The organism is Actinoplanes sp. CA-030573, assembly GCF_050951115.1.
Classification (GTDB): Bacteria; Actinomycetota; Actinomycetes; order Mycobacteriales; family Micromonosporaceae; genus Actinoplanes.
The window spans coordinates 5,669,400-5,684,988 of sequence record NZ_CP192038.1 but is presented as its reverse complement, the minus strand read 5'-3'; the positions used below and the strand labels follow the sequence as shown (position 1 = coordinate 5,684,988).

The window sequence follows — 15,589 nt, the reverse complement described above, 5'->3', positions numbered from 1 at the left end:
CCATGCTGCGCAACGCCGGCATCCTGATCATCGGCTGGGCCGCCCTCGCCCTCACCATCTGGCTGCTGCCCGGCATCACCGCCGACAACGGCTGGGCGACGCTCGGCGCGGCGGTCCTGCTCGGCCTCTTCGGGGTCGCACTGCGCCCGCTCGTCGCCCGGCTGATGACCTGGATCGGCTGGGCCGGCGTGCTGGCGGGCTGGCTGTTCGCCCAGGCCGGCCTGGTCTACCTGGCGTTGTGGCTGGCGCCCGGCATCCACGTCCACGACTTCTGGACCGCGTTCTGGGCGTCCTGGATCTATGCGGCCATCGTCAGCGTCGCGCTCTGGGTGGTGACCGCCGGGCGCACCGAGACCGTCACCCGGCACCTGCTGTGGGTCAACCGGCGGTTCCGGGGCAAGGTCCCGCGCAGCGACGTCCCGGGCGTGGTCTTCATCCAGATCGACGGGCTCTCGGCCCCGCTGGCGCGCTGGGCATTGGACACCGGCAACCTGCCCACGCTCGGGCGGTGGCTGCGTTCCGGGAGCCATCTGCTCACCGAGTGGCACGCGCAGCTGCCGGCGACCACGCCGGCCAGCCAGGCGGGACTGCTGCACGGCGCGAGCGACCGGGTGCCGGCCTTCCGGTGGTACGAGAAGGAGAACGCCCGCCTCGTCGTGACCAACCAGCCGGCCGACGCGGCGCTGGTCGAGACCCGGCTCAGCGACGGTCACGGGCTGCTGGCCGACGGCGGCGTCTCGCTGTCCAACGTGTTCTCCGGGGACGCGCCGACCAGCCTGCTGACGATGAGCACCGCGCGCGCCGGTCGCGGGCCGGCGCACTACCTGAGCACGTTCCTGCTCGACCCGTTCGGGCTGACCCGCTCGCTGATCCTCACCCTGGGCGAGATCGTCAAGGAGCTCTACCAGGCGCGCCGGCAACGCCTGCACCGGGTCGAGCCGCGGATCAAGCGGGAGCCCTCGTACGTGCTGCTGCGCGGCGTGACCAACGTGCTGCTGCGGCATCTCAACGTGGCCGTGCTGGCCGAGCACCTGATGCGCGGGACACCCGCGATGTACTGCGACTTCGTCGACTACGACGAGATCGCGCACCACGCCGGCCCGGCCCGGCCGGAGTCGCTGGCGGCCCTCGAGGGAATCGACGCGGTGCTGGCCAACCTGGAGGAGGTCGCGGCGGCGGCGCCCCGGCCGTACGAGTTCGTCGTGCTCTCCGACCACGGGCAGAGCCAGGGCGCCACCTTCCGGCAGCGCTACGGGATCGGGCTCGAGGACCTCGTGCGCGGCGAATCGGTGCTCACCACCTCGGACGACGAGCAGGCCGGGCGGGCGAAGACATTGCGCGCAAGCCTGTTGCCCGGTTCCTCCGATGAGTCGGAGAAGACGGTGGAAACGCCCGAGTTCGTCGTCATGGCGTCCGGCAACCTCGGCCTGGTCTACCTGCCGCGGCTGCCCGGGCGGCTGACGTACGAGGTGATCGAGAAGCACCACCCGGGCCTGGTCGACCGGATCGCGACCCACCCCGGCGTCGGCTGGGTGATGGTGCGCTCGGAGGCCGACGGCCCGGTCGTGCTCGGCGCCACCGGCCGGCGCCGCCTCGACGACGACCACGTCGACGGCGACGACCCGCTCGCCGGCTTCGGGCCGCACGCGGCGAGTGACCTGCGCCGGCACGACGGCCTCGAGCACACGCCCGACCTCCTCGTGAACAGCCTGCACGATCCGGCGACCGGCGAGGTGGCCGCGTTCGAGGAGCTGGTCGGATGCCACGGCGGCCTCGGCGGGTGGCAGGACCGGCCCGTGCTCATCCATCCGCGTACCTGGGAAATCGCCGTTGACCTGTCGAGCGCGGACGCCGTGCACGCGCAGCTCAAGCGGTGGCTCACCACCTACTCTGGGAGATAGTCATGTGTCGATGGCTGGCCTACTCCGGAACGCCCATCTCGCTCGACCAGCTGCTCTACAAGCCCCGGTTCTCGCTCATCGACCAGAGCATGCACTCGCGGCTCGGCGTCGAGACCACCAACGGCGACGGCGTCGGGGTCGGCTGGTACGGCGCCGACGACGCGCCCGCCCTGTTCCGCGGCGTGGGCCCGGCCTGGGGCGACGTCAACCTGCGCGAGCTGGCCCGGGTCACCCGCTCCGGCCTGTTCCTCGCGCACATCCGGGCCAGCACCGGCACCCCCGTGCAACAGAGCAACTGCCATCCCTTCCGGTACGGCCGCTGGCTGTGGTGCCACAACGGCGCGATCCACGGTTTCCGGGAGCTGAAACGCGACCTGGTGCTGGCGGTCGACCCGGAGCTGTACCCCAGCATCTCCGGCTCCACCGACTCCGAGGTGATGTTCTACCTGGCCCTGACCTTCGGCCTGCGCGACGACCCGGTGCGCGCGGTCGAGCGGATGGCCGGCCTGGTCGAGCAGACGGCCCGGGCCCACGACGTCCCCGAGCCGCTGCAGATGACCGTCGGCACCACCGACGGCGAGCGGGTCTGGGCCTTCCGCTACTCCAGTGTGGGCAAGAGCCGGACGCTGTTCTACAGCACCGAGCTCAACGCGCTGCGCGCGTTGCACCCCGACTTCGCGCTGATCCAGGGCTTGTCGGAGGAGACCCGCCTGATCGTCTCCGAGCCGCTGGGCGAGCTCGAGGGGGCGTGGCAGCCGGTACCCGAGTCCAGCTACGGCGTGATCCAGAAGGGCGCCGACGAGCTCGGCTCCTTCACCCCGCGCTGAGGGTTCCGGTAGGGTCGTCGGCGTGAACACCGGACCGGCTACCCGCCACGCACGGATCGGTGACCCGGTGGGCGACTGAGCCGCCCCGCCGACTCGGCGCGTGGGCCTCCGCGGCGTTTCCGCCCCGGAAGCCCATCGTCAGATTCGGAAAATGAGGTTCGCTTTGGTCGCCAGCTTCAACCACACCATCGTCGCGTCCCGGGATCGCGAGGAGTCGGCCCGCTTCTACCGCGAGCTCCTCGAGGTGCCGCCGGCGCCGTCGTGGGGTGTGTTCACCAACATCCAGCTCACGGACGGTGTTCTGCTGCAGTTCGCCGAGCCGCCCGTCGAGATCCAGATGCAGCATTACGCCTTCCTGGTCGACGACGAGCTCTTCGACCGGGCCTACGCGCGCCTGCGGGAGTGGGAGGTCGTGCACTGGGCCGACCCGCAGATGCGCCGGCCCGGTGAGATCAACAACGAGCACGGGGGTCGCGGGGTCTACTTCAAGGACCCGTCGGGCCACGCGATCGAGATCCTCACCCGGCCCTATCTCTAGGGGGCGGCGGCCGTCCGGCGTCTTCCGGGCGGCCGCTCGCCGCGAAGGAACCGGCTGGAACGGACTACGACGAATCGCGACGTCCGGAATGGCGTTCCGTGCGCTAGGCAAGATCGGTGATCGCGCGGCGGCTCAGCTGGTCGGCGCGTAGTTGAGCGGCGCGGTCATGGGCAAACTGAGCGTCGCGTCGCGCCTTGCCGGCTCGCTCGGACCATTGTTGAGCGGTGGCGGCGCGCTGGTGGGCGCGGTCGCGGGCCCGCGTGGCGTCGGCACGCAGCGCCCCGACCCGGTCGAGGGTCGGGGTCCGGCCGCTTCGGTCTTCCACCACTTCATGCACACGCGAGGGTGAACTGGCGTCAACGTCTACCCGTTTCAGGCATCGTTATGTGGGGCCAGCCGTGACGGAATTCGTGCAGCACGTGCGCAGGACGGAGGACGGCCGTGGTCACATCGATTCCGGTCACGCGGGGCGCGATGCAGTCGAGCGATCTCGGCGAGGTCGAGGCGCTGATGAGTCAGCGGTACGTCGGTCACCGCACCCGGGTGGTGGGCAGCGCCGACGGGTTCGTGTTCCGCTCCGTGTCGGCTCACCTACCAGGCGTGCATGGCGATCGCGGCGCAGCCGTTCACGTCCCTGCTGGTCGTCAGCCTCCTCGACGGCCGGTTCTCGATGACCGCCGGCCGGCACCACGCGCAGGTAGGACGCGGCGAGGCGCTGCTCTACCCGTCGCACGTCGATCTGGACCTGCTGATGGACCGGATGACCTACCAGGTCCTGGAGCTTCCGTTGTCGACGGTGACCCGCCTCGCGGCCCGGGCCGGCGTGGCCGAGGCGGACTTCCGGTGTTCCCGAACACCACCATGACCCTCGGCTACACCGCCGGACCCGGCCGGATCGTCCCGGCCGCGATCCGCCGCGCGGTCGCCTTCATCGACGCCCACGCCGCCGAAACGATCACCGTGGACGAGATCGCCGCCGTCGCCGGGCTCAGCGCCCGCGCCCAGCAGGCCGGGTTCCGGCGCCACCTCGACACCACCCCGACCGGCTCCCTGCTCAAGGTTCGCCTCGAACGCGCCCACCGCGACCTGCAAACCGCCGACCCGGCCACCGCCGCTACCGTCGCCGGTATCGCCCGACGCCGGGGATTCCCCGACCACAGCCGGTTCACCGCCGCCTACCGCACCGCCTACGGCCGGCTGCCCCGCCACACCCTGCGGCACTGAACGAACGGCACACCGCTTGAGAAGGAGGTGGAACGGAATGAGTGCACCGGTGCACAGCAGGTTCGCCACGACCGATCCCGAGCAGGCGCAGGCTCTGATCGCGGACGCCTACGCCGACAACAAGCTGCGGATCAGCGGCGACACGTCGAACTTCCGCTTCCAGCACGAGCGGTGGGCGGCCGGCATGATGTCAGTGAGCCTGATGTCCAACACCCTCACCATCGCGATGGACCTCCAGGAGAGCGACCCTCCAGAACGAGGTCGGCCACGTGACCCGGCGCTACGGGGTCGGTGATGTCTTCCTGGCCGCACCGCTCGGCATCGAGTACAACAACGAGCTGCAGAGCTACGCCGATCGGCCCGTCGGCCTCGATCCGAGCGTGTTCTGCGAGGTGACCGGAGACGAAGCGTTCGACCCGTTGAGCCGGCTGCGGCTGGACCCGCTACCGCCGCAGGCGGCGGCGTCCTGGCGACGGATCGTGGACTTCGTCAAGGACAGCGTGCTGAGCAATCCCGAGGCGGCTGCCAACCCGCTTCTCGTCGGCAGCGCCCAGCGGCTGCTTGCCGCGACCCTGCTTCACGGCTACGGCATGGAGCCTACCGAGCGCGCCGAGATACGCCGCGACGCGACGCCCGCGTCAGTGCGGCGCGCCATCGCGTTCATCGAGGCCAACCCCGACCTCGACATCAGCGTCGCGGACATCGCCCGCGCCAGCTACGTCTCCGTCCGCGCCCTGCAGCTGGCGTTCCGCCGGCACCTGGACACCACCCCCATGCGCTACCTGCGCCGCGTCCGGCTCGACCTCGCCCGTACCGACCTGCAAAAAGCTCACCCCGCAGACGGCGCAACCGTAGCCGACGTCGCGATGCGCTACGGCTATACCGACCGGAGCCGCTTCGCCGCCGACTACCACGCCGCCTACGGCGAACACCCGCATGTGACCCTGCGACGGCTGTACGGGTAACGCGACCACGGGGTGAGAGCCGCCGCGCACGTCAGCATCCGCACCATCCAGCTCGCGTTCCGCCGCCACCTCAACACCACGCCGACCAGATACCTGCGCCGCGTGCGCCTCCACCGCGTCCATCACGAGCTACAGGCAGCCGACCCCACGACGACCACCGTCTTCGCCGTCGCCAGCCGGTGGGGATTCGGCGACCACAGCCGCTTCACCGCCGCCTACCACCACACCTACGACACCACCCCATCGCAAACCCTGCGCAACTGACCGACGCCCTATGGATGGACCCGGGGACCGCGCTCGGGACCGTGGCCCGCCGTGCCCGCGACGGGGATCGCGTACTGCCGGCCTTCCCCAAGTCCGGCGCGCGTGGCGCCCTGGGGTTGCCGTAGCCGTGGGTCAGTGGCCCACCCCGTCGGCCGGGCGGCGGGCGAAGAGGATCGCCTGCCGGGACGGCTCGTCCGGGTTGAGGAGCGTCTGCGCCTCGATCGTGAAGCCGGCGTCACGCAGCCAGGCGGCCACCCGATCCGGCCGGCGCCGGTGGACGTGGACCCGCATCGGGTGGCCGCCGTAGCCCTGGGTCTTCAGGCGCGACCCGTCGCCGGCGTGGAACAGCAGCTGCAGCAGCCCGCCGGGGCGCAGGGCCCGGTGGAAGCGCGCGAAGACCGGGGGCACGGCGGCGTCGGGGATGTGGATCAGGGACTGCCAGGCGAGGATGCCGGCCAGTGAGGCGGCGGGCAGGTCCACATCGATCATCGAGCCCACCTCGAACCGCACCCCGGGGTGGTCGCGGCGGGCGATCTCGATCATGCCGGGGGAGAGGTCGATGCCGTACGCGTCGACGCCGAGCGCGCGCAGGTGGGCGGTGATGTGCCCGGGGCCGCAGCCGACGTCGGCGACCGGGCCGCCGCCCGCGTCCCGCACGCTGTCGGCGAACGCGGTGAGCGCCGCGCGCAGGTGAGGCAGGCCGGCGAGGGCGTTGCGCACCACGTCGGCGTAGCTGCCGGCGACCGTGTCGTACGAGATCCGGGTGTCGGCCAGCCAGTCGTCGGTCTGCATGCCGGGCACGGTAACCGGACCGGTCAGGAGCGGATCACCAGGGTTCGGGCGATCTTGTCGTGGATGGCCATGTGCCGGCGGTCGACCAGCAGCCAGAGCGAGCCGATCGGGAAGTACGCCAGCAGGAAGCCCCGCAGCAGCGCCCGCCACCAGCCCACCCGGTTGCGGTTCGTGGTGACCACCCGGACGCCGACCAGCGCCATCCCGGGCGTGCGGCCGGTCAGGCCCCAGAACGCCGTGCAGTAGAGGGCGAACACCGCCGGCAGCCCGACCAGGAAGGCCGTGGTCAGCGCCTGGGCCACGTCGTGGGCGTCGGCCCCGATCACCGAGGCGATCATGTTGGTCGCGGCGGCGCCGCCGGCCGAGAGGATCGAGACGGTCAGGGCATCCAGCACGTACGCGACGGTGCGGCTGACCACGCCCGCGAAGCCGGCCGGCGACTCGTTCAGAGTCGCCGGCCGGTCGGCCGCGGTCGCGCTCATGCGGCCACGGCGACGGGAACCGCGTCGGGCGCGGGCGGGGTGGACGAATGCCGGCGGCGCAGCACCGCCTTGCGGATCTCGGTCAGCACGACGACAGTCAGCGCCGCGCCGATGCAGATGAGCCACTGCACGGCGTTGAGGCCGACGGTGCCGAGCAGCCGCTGCAGGAAGTCGAGCGAGGTGGCCAGGAAGATGGCCGCCGCCGACATGCCACTGGTGATCACGAACCGGCGGTCGTTGAAGGTCTCGATGCTGAAGACCGAACGGAGGTCGCTGCGAACCGTGAACGAGAAGAACAGGTTCATGATCGAGAACGCGGTGACGCCCATGGTGCGGCCGGTCTCGAGGTTCCACTCCTTGTCGCCCCACCAGATCACCAGCAGCGTGCTGATGCCCATCACCAGGCCGACGACACCGAGCCAGCCCAGCGTCCTACGGCTCAGCAGCGGCTCGTCGGACTTGCGGGGCTTGCGAGCCATGATGTCGGGATCGCCCTTGCCGTAGCCGAGGCCGACCGACTGGAACACCTGGGTGGTGAAGTTCAGCCACAGGGTCTGCAGCGGAACGAACGGCACGCCCGCCGCGATGTTGAAGATGCTCGCGCTCAGGAACGTGACGACCATGCCGATGAGCACGCCGATCTGGAAGAAGATGTACTTCTTCAGGTTGTCGTAGAGCTCGCGGCCGAGCCGGACCGCCTTGACGATGGTGGCGAAGTCGTCGTCGGTGAGGATCATCGCGGCGGCTTCCTTGCTGACCTCGGTGCCGGTGATCCCCATGGCGATGCCGATGTCGGCCTTCTTCAGCGCCGGCGCGTCGTTCACCCCGTCGCCGGTCATGGCGACGATGTGTCCCTTGCGCTTGAGAACCTCGACCAGCCGCACCTTGTGCTCGGGCGTCACCCGGGCGATCACGCCGATGCCGTCGATCTGCTCGTCGGCCTGGGCGTCGGTCATCGCGCCGAAGTCGGCGCCGGTGATCGCCCGGCCGCGGATGCCGAGCTTGCCGGCGATCGCGGCCGCGGTGACCGCGTGGTCGCCGGTGATCATGCGGACCTGGATGCCGGCCGCGTGCGCCTCGGCGATCGCCGCCTTCGCCTGCGGCCGCGGCGGGTCGACGATGCCGACCAGGGCCAGCACGGTCATCCCGTCGAGCGCCTCGAGCAGGTCGCCGCCGGCGTCGAAGGTGGCCGGGTCGAAGTCCTTGCGGCCGGTCGCCATGACCCGCAGGCCCTGCTCGGCCAGCCGGGTGTTCTCGGCCAGGTAGCGCTCCCGCATGGCGTCGTCGACGGCCACCAGTGCCAGGTCCGGCCCGGGGACCAGGACGGCGCGGGCGAGCAGCTGGTCGGGCGCGCCCTTGACGAACGCCCGGATGACGTCCTTGCCGTCCGCGTCGGTCATGCGGTGGAACGTGGCCATCATCTTGTACGCGGCGTCGAACGGCAGCTCGGCCACCCGCGGATACTGCTCGCGGGTCGCGACCACGTCGATGCCGCCCTTCTCGGCCAGCACCACGAGCGCGCCCTCGGTCGGGTCGCCGATCATCGTGCCGTCGTTGACCACGGCGTCCGAGGCCAGGGCCATCGGCAGCAGGAAGTCGTCGAGCGGGGTGTCCGGCTGCCCGGCGACCCGCTTGATCGAGCCGTCGGTGGAGTAGCCGCTGCCGGAGATCACGTACCGCCGCCCCGGAATGGTCATCTCGGTGGCGGTCATCTGGTTGAGGGTGAGCGTCCCGGTCTTGTCCGAGTTGATGGCCGAGGTCGAGCCCAGGGTCTCGGTCGAGCGCAGCCGCTTCACGATCGCGTTGGCCTTGGCCAGCGTGGTGGTGCCGAGCGACAGGATGGTGGTGACCACGGCGGGCAGGCCGGTCGGGATGGCCGAGATGGCGAACGCGATGGCGGCGGTGAAGACCACGTTGAACTCGTTGCCGCGGGCCAGGTTGAGGATGACCGACGCGAGCAGGGCGAGGCCGGAGATGACCAGGATCTGGTTGGTCAGCTTGGCCAGCTGCCGGGTGAGCGGGGTCTCCTCCTCCTTCTCCGTCTGGAGCATGCCGGAGATGTGGCCGACCTCGGTCGCCATGCCGGTCGCGGTGACCAGCAGCTCGCCGGCGCCGCGGGTGACATTGGTGTTCATGTACGCCATGTCGCTGCGGTCGCCGAGGTCGGTGTCCACCGAGCTGACCGGCTCCACGCTCTTGCTCACCGGCAGGCTCTCGCCGGTCAGGGCCGACTCGGCGATCTCCAGCGTGGCCGCGCGCAGCAGCCGTCCGTCGGCCGGGACCAGGTCGCCCGCCTCGATCTGCACGACGTCGCCGGGCACCAGCTCCTCGGCCGGCAGCTCGACGAGGGTGCCGTCCCGCCGCACCTTCGCCTTGACGATCATCATCTTCTGCAGGGCGCCGATCGCGGCCGCGGCCTTGCCCTCCTGGTGCAGGCCGAGCGCCGCGTTGAGCAGGGTCAGCGCAATCAGCAGGATGCCGGTGCCCCACTGCTTGAGCGGCACCATGCTGCCGATGCCGGCGGCCAGCAGCACGATCTGCATGGGATCGGCGTACTGCCGGAGGAAGGCCCGCCACCAGGGCTCCTTCTTGCCCTCGGCGAACTTGTTGGGGCCGTACTTCGCGCGTCTCTTCTCGGCCTCGGCGGTGCTGAGGCCGGCCTGCTGGTCGACCTCCTCGGCCTGCAAGGCCTCGGCCACCGACAGCGTGTGGAATGTGGTCGTCACTGGCTTCTCCTCGCGACCGTTCGCCGGGTGTACGGGAAGGGGCACGGCGCGGGGGGACGACCCCGGCCGTGCCCCGTGGCGCCGGCGTCAGCGGCGACGCCGGGACACCCGGCGTGCCGTGCGGCGGGACGTGCGCCGGGCCACTCTGCGGGATCCGAACATGGCCACACCTCCTTATCGAGAGGGTCCGTGAGCGCCCTCGCGGGCGCCTCATCCCCCGGGAATGACCGATCAGTGGAGCAGGATCTTGAGGACGATCATCACGACGCCGAACATGGCCGCGACCAGGGTCGAGACGAACCGCTCGCGGGGATGCAGGCTCGCGCCCATCCGCCAGCCGGCCAGGCCGAGCAGTAGCGTGCTGGTGATCAGCGCGGCCAGGATCGCGCCGCTCAGCCCGGCGCCGAAGCCGCGGGCGAGCAGCAGCACGATCAGCGGCAGCAGCGAGGCGCTCATGATCTCCCAGCCGGTGGTGAGCTGCCGCCGTACGGTGTGCCAGGTCGGCCGGTGCCCCTCGTGGATCCGCTCGGCCACGATCCGCGCGTACCGCTCGGCCGCCCAGTAGATGATCAGCGTGACGATCACGATGATGTCCAGCTTGTACGCGGCGTCGGCGTGCGCGGTCACCAGCACGGCCGAGCCGACGATGATGCCGTAGACGCCGGCCGCGGTGCCCTCGGCGGTCTCGTGCGTGAGGCGGATCCGCAGCCGGCGGTTCACCGACATGTCAGGACTTGCCGGTGCGGCGCAGCATCTTGCCCTCGTCGCCGTGGACCGCGATCGCGTACAGGGCGAGGAGGTCGAGGGCGATCGAGAGGATCGACCAGATCGGGTACGCGGCCAGGAACGTCAGGTTGATCAGTGCGTGCACGAAGACGACGCACAACGACACCAGCCGGGCCCACAGGTAGCCGAACATCACCGCGTAGCCCCCGCCGATGAGCAGCGCGCCGAACGCGATGAGCAGCCAGCCCCAGGCCGAGTAGTCGATGTCGATCGGCAGCTTCTCGGCGGTGACCAGGTAGAAGTCGTCGTCGACGAGCGCCACGATGCCCTGGATCAGGCTGATCAGGCCGCTGATGATCATGACGATGCCGACGAACAGGATCCAGCCGATCCACTTGGTGAGGCCGGTGTCGCGACCGGCCGCGTGCTGTGCCATGCGAGGGCTCCTGTCAGCGGTACTGCGGCGGCGGGGCCGGCCGCGGGTTCGGCTGGATGGCGGGTGGACGCAGCGCGCTGCGGGCGACGCCGGCCACGAGGGTGCCGATGGCGATGCCGAGCACCAGGTTGAGTCCGGCGGTGTAGAACCGCGAGCCGCGGCTCTCGTCGGTGACGAACGGCGCCAGCATGGCCGCGACCGTGGCGAGCCCGACGACCCAGCCGAAGAAGCGCATGGGCCGGGGCGTGGTCAGGATCAGCACCTGGACGAGGCCGGTGGCCAGCAGGGCGGCGACGGCGGCGCCGAAGGCGTACCAGAAGGTGCTCGCGTCGCCCCAGACGCCGTTGCCCTTGGGCGCCAGGACCTCGACGTCGAAGATGCCGCGGCCGATCAGGATCCCGACCACGGCGATCAGCGCGGCGACCACGGCCGTGGCGCCGCCACCGGCCCACAGGCGGCCGGAGTTGAGCACGGGTCGGGGTGGTGTCGGCGGTCGATAGACGTTGGACATGGCTCCGAGCATCGGCGGCGGGCGCGTCCGGGCGCCTCATCCCGGGCAGATGACGCGTCCGGACGCGCCCGCGGGCGACGCTGAACCCACATCGGATGGGGGAGGAAAGGTGTCCACACATCGCAGTGACGAGGCCAGCGGCTGGGTCGCGTGGATCCTGTTCGGGGGCCTAATGCTGGTGCTCCTGGGCGGAGCGCATCTGACGATCGGGTCGCTCGCGCTGGTCCGGCCGGAGGCGCTCGAGGGCAGCCGGTCCGACATGCTGCTCAGCATCAGCCTCACCGGGCTGGGCTGGGTCCACATCGGGCTCGGGATCGTGCTCATGGTGGTCGGCGGCGGGCTCATGCTCGGCCAGGTCTGGGCCCGGGTGCTCGCGATCGTCCTCGCCTGCGTCGCCCTGGTGATCAATTTCGCGTACGTCTCGGTCTATCCGATCTGGTCGGTGGTCGCGATCGGGCTCAGCGGCATCGTGCTCTACGCGACGGTGGCGCACGGCGGCGAGCTGACGCGGGCTTATCAGCACTGACAGCGACCGCAGGCCGGCCTCGCCGCGGATCACCTTGCCGACCAGGCTGAGATCCTCGGCGAGGACCCGGCCGATCACGGCGCTCGCCAGCAGGCAGAACGAAATGACATAAAGCCATCCGATGTACGTGAACGCCAGCCCGATGGTGCCGTAGTGCGCGTCGCTGCTGCGCAGGGCGCGGGGCAGGTAGAGCTCGCCGGCCGGCCGGACGGCCAGCATGATCAGGGCGAAGACGAGGCCGCCGGGCACCAGCTTCCGGGCCGGCACCGCGCCGCCCAGCAGCATCAGCGGCAGCAGGACGGTCAGCGCCGTGTCGGCCACGAACAGCGTCGGCGGCCCGGCGACGCCCAGCGGCACCCGGCTGGCCACCACGAAGAGGGAAAGCATCAGCACGACCAGCACCCAGCGGCCGGCCGCGGCGGCGCTCGAGCGGACCTTGCCGATGTGCCAGACGACCGCGTACGACCGCACCAGCGCCCGCGCCAGCCCGGTCGCCGAGAGGATGACGATCAGGGCGCTGAGCAGCCCGAACGAGTTGAACCCCTGCTCGCCGAGAGCCTGGGTGAGCAGCCGGCGGGACGAGTCGGGAATGTCCAGCGCGTCGGCCAGCTGGTTGGTGTACTTCGCCCCGAGCAGCGTCCCGAACATGATCAGCAGCGGGAAGATCGAGGTGAACGCCTGCGCCGCCAGGGTCATCGCCCGGTCGAAGATCTGGATCTCGAGCAGCCCGGTGACGCACCGCAGCAGCAGCTTGCCGAACCAGGAGGCCAGCACCAGCGCGGCGCGCGGGCGTAGCCACCCGGGAAGGGTGGCCAGCCCGCGCTCCGCGTCCATCTCGGACCCTGGACCCTCGTCAGATGAGGCCGAGCGAACGAGCCCGCCGGACGGCCTCGTTGCGCCGGGACGCCGACAGCTTGCGCAGAATGCTGCGGACGTGCGTCTTGACGGTGTTGACCGAGACGTAGAGGGAGGCGGCGATCTCCTCGGTCGGCAGCATCGCCGCCATCCCCTCGAGAACCTCCATCTCCCTCTTGCTGAGCGGCTCCACGACCACGACCGCGTCCGGCCGTGCCGCGGGCTTGTCGGGCTGCGGCGCGCCCTGCAGCTGCCGGTACTGCGCGGCCAGCTCGTCGTTGTCGCGCAGCACCCGGCGCAGGTCGGCCCACACCTGCTGGACCGCCCGGCGCTGCGACTCGGGCAGGGCCGCCCGCAGGGCCTGGCGCAGCGCGCCGCGTGCCTCGTCGACCTCGCCGCGGCGGGCCGCGACCGTCGCCAGCACCAGCCACGCCTCCAGGCTCACCGGGCCGGCCACCCCCGCCGTCCCGGCCACCGGCTCGACCAGCTCCCACGCCCGCTGCGCGTCGCCGGCCGCGGCCAGCGCGGCGGCCCGCACCACGCTCGCGTCCTCGGCGTCGGGCCGCTCGAGCCGGTCGACCGTCTCGATCGCCTCGTCCGGCCGGCCCATGGTGATCTGGAGCCGGGCCCGGGACAGGGCGACCTGGCGCGTCAGCCAGGACGGCGCGGCCTGGCCGCCGGGCACGTGCCCGGCGTCGTCGAGCGCCGTGAGAGCGCTGCGCAGCTCGCCGCGCGCCTGCAGGCGCCGGGAGCGGACCAGCGCGAACGCCGCGTGGATGAGGCCGTCGGCCGGGCGGATCCGGCGCGGGTCGGCCGCCCGCAGGTGCCGGCCGGCGGTGTCGATGTCGTAGCGCTCCATCGCCACCCAGGCCAGCGCCAGCTCGGCCGCCAAGGGTCGGCTGGCCGTGCCCAGGCCCATCCGGTCGGCCAGCTCGGTCGCCTGGTCGGCGAGCTTCTCGGCGTGCCGCAGGCGGCCGCGGTGGGCCTCGATGAGTGCCAGGTGGGCGAGCGCGTCGATCCGCACGTTCTCGCACGACCCGGCGGCCGCGTTGGCGACCTCGGTCAGCGTCACGGCGGCCGCGTCCACGGCCCCGGTACGGCTCTGCGCGTCACCCTTGGCCCCGAGTACCAGCATGCGCAGCTCGCCGTGGCGGTCCCGCCGCTCGGTGGGCACCTGCGCGAGCAGCTCCTCGGCCGCCGCCGCGGTGTGCAGGACGCTGTGCGCGTCGTCGCGCAGCCGGGCCAGCACCACGTCGGTGATCAGATGGGCCAGGGCCAGCGCCGGGGTGTACCCCGACCGGTGGCTGATCATCAGTTCCTCGGCCCGCTCGAGCTGGACCGTGCAGGTGTCGGCGTCCCGGACGGACAGCGCCAGCGCGGCCGCGACGACGGCGCCGTCCGCGCTCTCCAGGTCGCCGGGCAGGGCGGCGAGCTGTTCGCCGAGCCGTCCGGTGCGCCCGTCCAGCAGCAGCCGGCCGACCGCGTGGTCCTCGACCACGATCGACGCGGCCAGCGGCCAGTCCTCGGCGGCGACCGCGTGGGCGACCGCCTCGTTGATCTGGCCGTGCGCGCCGAACCAGGTGGCCGCCCGGCGGTGCAGCTCGGCGATCCGGTCGGGTGCGGTGCGGTTGAGCTGGGCTTGGAGGAGTTCGGCGAAGAGGCGGTGGCAGCGGTAGGCGGTGAGGCCGTCGCCGGCGGGTTGGACGAAGGCGTTCTGGCGGCAGAGGGCGGTCAGGAGCCAGCGGGCGTCGGTGCGGCCGGTGACGGCTTCGGCGAGTTCGGGGGTGAAGACGTCGAGGATGCTGGTTTCGAGCAGGAAGGTGCGGACGTGGTCGGGTTGGATGCGCAGGACTTCGTCGACGAAGTATTCGGCGATGGTGGCTTCGTTGCCGGTGATGGTGGCGACGAGGGTTTCGGCGTTGCCGGCGTCTTCGAGGGCCATGGCGAACAGGCGGAGGCCGGCGGCCCAGCCTTCGGTGTGTTGCAGGAGTTGGTCCATGCCGTGGTGGCTGAGGGGTACGTGGTGGAGGGTGAGGAGTTCGGTGGCTTCGGTGGTGGTGAAGGCGAGGTCTTCGCTGCGGATTTCTTCGAGGCGGCCGGCGAGGCGGTAGCGGTGCAGGGGTAGGGGTGGGTCCCAGCGGCCGACGAGGACGAGGCGGAGCATGCGGCCGGCGTGGCGGAGGACGAACTCGAGGTCGGTGGCCCATTGCTGGCCGGTGAGGTTGGAGACGCCGTCGAGGACCAGCACGGTGGGCGTGGCCTGGTCGGCCAGGGCGGCCGCCAAGCGTACGAGGAAGGACCGGTCGGCCGCGGCGGTGGTGTGCGGGGCCGTGAGGGAGGCCGCGACGGGCACGCCCGCGCGGCGCAGCGCCTCGAGGATGTAGGCCCAGAACGCGTCGGACTGACCGTCCTCCTCCTCGATGGTGATCCAGCCGATCGGATATCCGGGCGTTCCCTCGGCGGCCCAGGCCGCGACCAGCTGGGTCTTGCCGGCCCCCGCCGGGCCGACGACCAGGCTGACGGGCTCGCGGACGCCGCGGGCCAGGCGCTCGGTGAGCCGGGGCCGGGCGACCAGGAAGCTGGGCGGCTCGGGCACGGCGAACTTCGACTGCAGCAACGGATCGCCGCCGGTGGCCGGGGCCGCCGGGTGCGATGTCTGTGCCGGTACGACGAGCTCAGCTGTCACTACAGCTCCCTCCGCAGGCACGGGCGTCGGAACGACTCGATCATCCTTGAACGGGGGAGAGGCCCCCCGCATCGTCCGAATCGGATTAAGCGCTGAGTAACCCTCTCACTACGCGAAGGTGGATACCGGC

The 15,589-nt window shown here is 71.4% G+C and carries 17 protein-coding genes and 1 pseudogene; 9 read left to right on the top strand and 9 right to left on the bottom strand.

The features are described from left to right. Positions 1 to 2: 2 nt before the first annotated feature. The 3 genes from ACQP2F_RS26330 to ACQP2F_RS26320 all read left to right on the top strand — a co-directional run bounded on the left by ACQP2F_RS26330 (position 3) and on the right by ACQP2F_RS26320 (position 3,266). Positions 3 to 1,901, top strand: coding sequence for a phage holin family protein (locus tag ACQP2F_RS26330; RefSeq protein ID WP_433291794.1), 1,899 nt, complete (start codon positions 3 to 5; stop codon positions 1,899 to 1,901). A gap of 2 nt (positions 1,902 to 1,903) precedes the next feature. Next, positions 1,904 to 2,728, top strand: a complete 825-nt coding sequence (locus tag ACQP2F_RS26325) for a class II glutamine amidotransferase (RefSeq protein ID WP_433291792.1) — start codon at positions 1,904 to 1,906, stop codon at positions 2,726 to 2,728. Between the two features lie 151 nt (positions 2,729 to 2,879). After that, a complete protein-coding gene (locus ACQP2F_RS26320; protein ID WP_433291790.1) occupies positions 2,880 to 3,266 on the top strand; it encodes a VOC family protein in 387 nt (128 codons plus the stop codon). A 103-nt stretch (positions 3,267 to 3,369) separates the two neighbouring features. Here ACQP2F_RS26320 and ACQP2F_RS26315 read toward each other — a convergent pair whose 3' ends face one another. Continuing rightward, on the bottom strand, positions 3,370 to 3,591 hold the full coding sequence (locus ACQP2F_RS26315) for a hypothetical protein (protein ID WP_433291788.1): 222 nt from the start codon (positions 3,589 to 3,591) through the stop codon (positions 3,370 to 3,372). A 279-nt stretch (positions 3,592 to 3,870) separates the two neighbouring features. Between ACQP2F_RS26315 and ACQP2F_RS26310 the strand changes: the two genes are divergently transcribed. Genes ACQP2F_RS26310 through ACQP2F_RS26290 form a run of 5 tightly spaced genes read left to right on the top strand, consistent with a single transcriptional unit; the run spans position 3,871 to position 5,719 of the window. Beyond that, positions 3,871 to 4,131 carry a hypothetical protein gene (locus tag ACQP2F_RS26310; protein ID WP_433291786.1) on the top strand — a complete coding sequence of 87 codons (261 nt, stop codon included), beginning with the start codon at positions 3,871 to 3,873 and terminating at the stop codon, positions 4,129 to 4,131. Further along, positions 4,110 to 4,490 carry a helix-turn-helix transcriptional regulator gene (locus tag ACQP2F_RS26305; RefSeq protein WP_433291784.1) on the top strand — a complete coding sequence of 127 codons (381 nt, stop codon included), beginning with the start codon at positions 4,110 to 4,112 and terminating at the stop codon, positions 4,488 to 4,490. The genes ACQP2F_RS26310 and ACQP2F_RS26305 overlap by 22 nt, the downstream gene beginning before the upstream one ends. Positions 4,491 to 4,527: 37 nt before the next feature. Next, a complete protein-coding gene (locus ACQP2F_RS26300) occupies positions 4,528 to 4,785 on the top strand; it encodes a hypothetical protein (protein ID WP_433291782.1) in 258 nt (85 codons plus the stop codon). Continuing rightward, positions 4,760 to 5,455 (top strand): helix-turn-helix transcriptional regulator, encoded by a 696-nt coding sequence (locus ACQP2F_RS26295; protein ID WP_433291780.1) that lies wholly within the window; start codon positions 4,760 to 4,762, stop codon positions 5,453 to 5,455. Before ACQP2F_RS26300 ends, ACQP2F_RS26295 begins: the two co-directional genes overlap by 26 nt. A gap of 12 nt (positions 5,456 to 5,467) precedes the next feature. Further along, positions 5,468 to 5,719: a helix-turn-helix transcriptional regulator gene (locus tag ACQP2F_RS26290; protein WP_433291778.1), complete on the top strand. Its 252-nt coding sequence runs from the start codon at positions 5,468 to 5,470 to the stop codon at positions 5,717 to 5,719. Between the two features lie 132 nt (positions 5,720 to 5,851). Here ACQP2F_RS26290 and ACQP2F_RS26285 read toward each other — a convergent pair whose 3' ends face one another. The 6 genes from ACQP2F_RS26285 to ACQP2F_RS26260 form a co-directional block, all read right to left on the bottom strand. After that, positions 5,852 to 6,511 (bottom strand): class I SAM-dependent DNA methyltransferase, encoded by a 660-nt coding sequence (locus ACQP2F_RS26285; RefSeq protein WP_433291776.1) that lies wholly within the window; start codon positions 6,509 to 6,511, stop codon positions 5,852 to 5,854. Between the two features lie 23 nt (positions 6,512 to 6,534). Beyond that, positions 6,535 to 6,993, bottom strand: coding sequence for an RDD family protein (locus tag ACQP2F_RS26280; protein ID WP_433291774.1), 459 nt, complete (start codon positions 6,991 to 6,993; stop codon positions 6,535 to 6,537). After that, positions 6,990 to 9,719, bottom strand: a complete 2,730-nt coding sequence (locus ACQP2F_RS26275) for a cation-translocating P-type ATPase (protein ID WP_433291772.1) — start codon at positions 9,717 to 9,719, stop codon at positions 6,990 to 6,992. The genes ACQP2F_RS26280 and ACQP2F_RS26275 overlap by 4 nt, the downstream gene beginning before the upstream one ends. Before the next feature lie 231 nt (positions 9,720 to 9,950). Then, positions 9,951 to 10,445 (bottom strand): hypothetical protein, encoded by a 495-nt coding sequence (locus ACQP2F_RS26270; protein WP_433291770.1) that lies wholly within the window; start codon positions 10,443 to 10,445, stop codon positions 9,951 to 9,953. Position 10,446: 1 nt separating this feature from the next. Then, positions 10,447 to 10,881, bottom strand: coding sequence for a DUF7144 family membrane protein (locus tag ACQP2F_RS26265; RefSeq protein WP_433291768.1), 435 nt, complete (start codon positions 10,879 to 10,881; stop codon positions 10,447 to 10,449). A gap of 13 nt (positions 10,882 to 10,894) precedes the next feature. Further along, complete coding sequence (locus ACQP2F_RS26260; protein ID WP_433291766.1) at positions 10,895 to 11,392, bottom strand: DUF6069 family protein; 498 nt, start codon at positions 11,390 to 11,392, stop codon at positions 10,895 to 10,897. On the opposite strand from ACQP2F_RS26260, the gene ACQP2F_RS26255 reads away from it, so the two are divergent. After that, positions 11,391 to 11,918: a DUF7144 family membrane protein gene (locus ACQP2F_RS26255; RefSeq protein WP_433291764.1), complete on the top strand. Its 528-nt coding sequence runs from the start codon at positions 11,391 to 11,393 to the stop codon at positions 11,916 to 11,918. The two genes, ACQP2F_RS26260 and ACQP2F_RS26255, sit on opposite strands and share 2 nt — an antisense overlap. A gap of 114 nt (positions 11,919 to 12,032) precedes the next feature. On the opposite strand, the pseudogene ACQP2F_RS26250 reads toward ACQP2F_RS26255, so the two are convergent. Both ACQP2F_RS26250 and ACQP2F_RS26245 read right to left on the bottom strand, forming a co-directional pair. Beyond that, a pseudogene (locus ACQP2F_RS26250) lies at positions 12,033 to 12,614 on the bottom strand (ribonuclease BN); the annotation flags it as partial. A 157-nt stretch (positions 12,615 to 12,771) separates the two neighbouring features. Further along, complete coding sequence (locus ACQP2F_RS26245) at positions 12,772 to 15,459, bottom strand: LuxR C-terminal-related transcriptional regulator (RefSeq protein WP_433291762.1); 2,688 nt, start codon at positions 15,457 to 15,459, stop codon at positions 12,772 to 12,774. Positions 15,460 to 15,589: the final 130 nt, after the last annotated feature.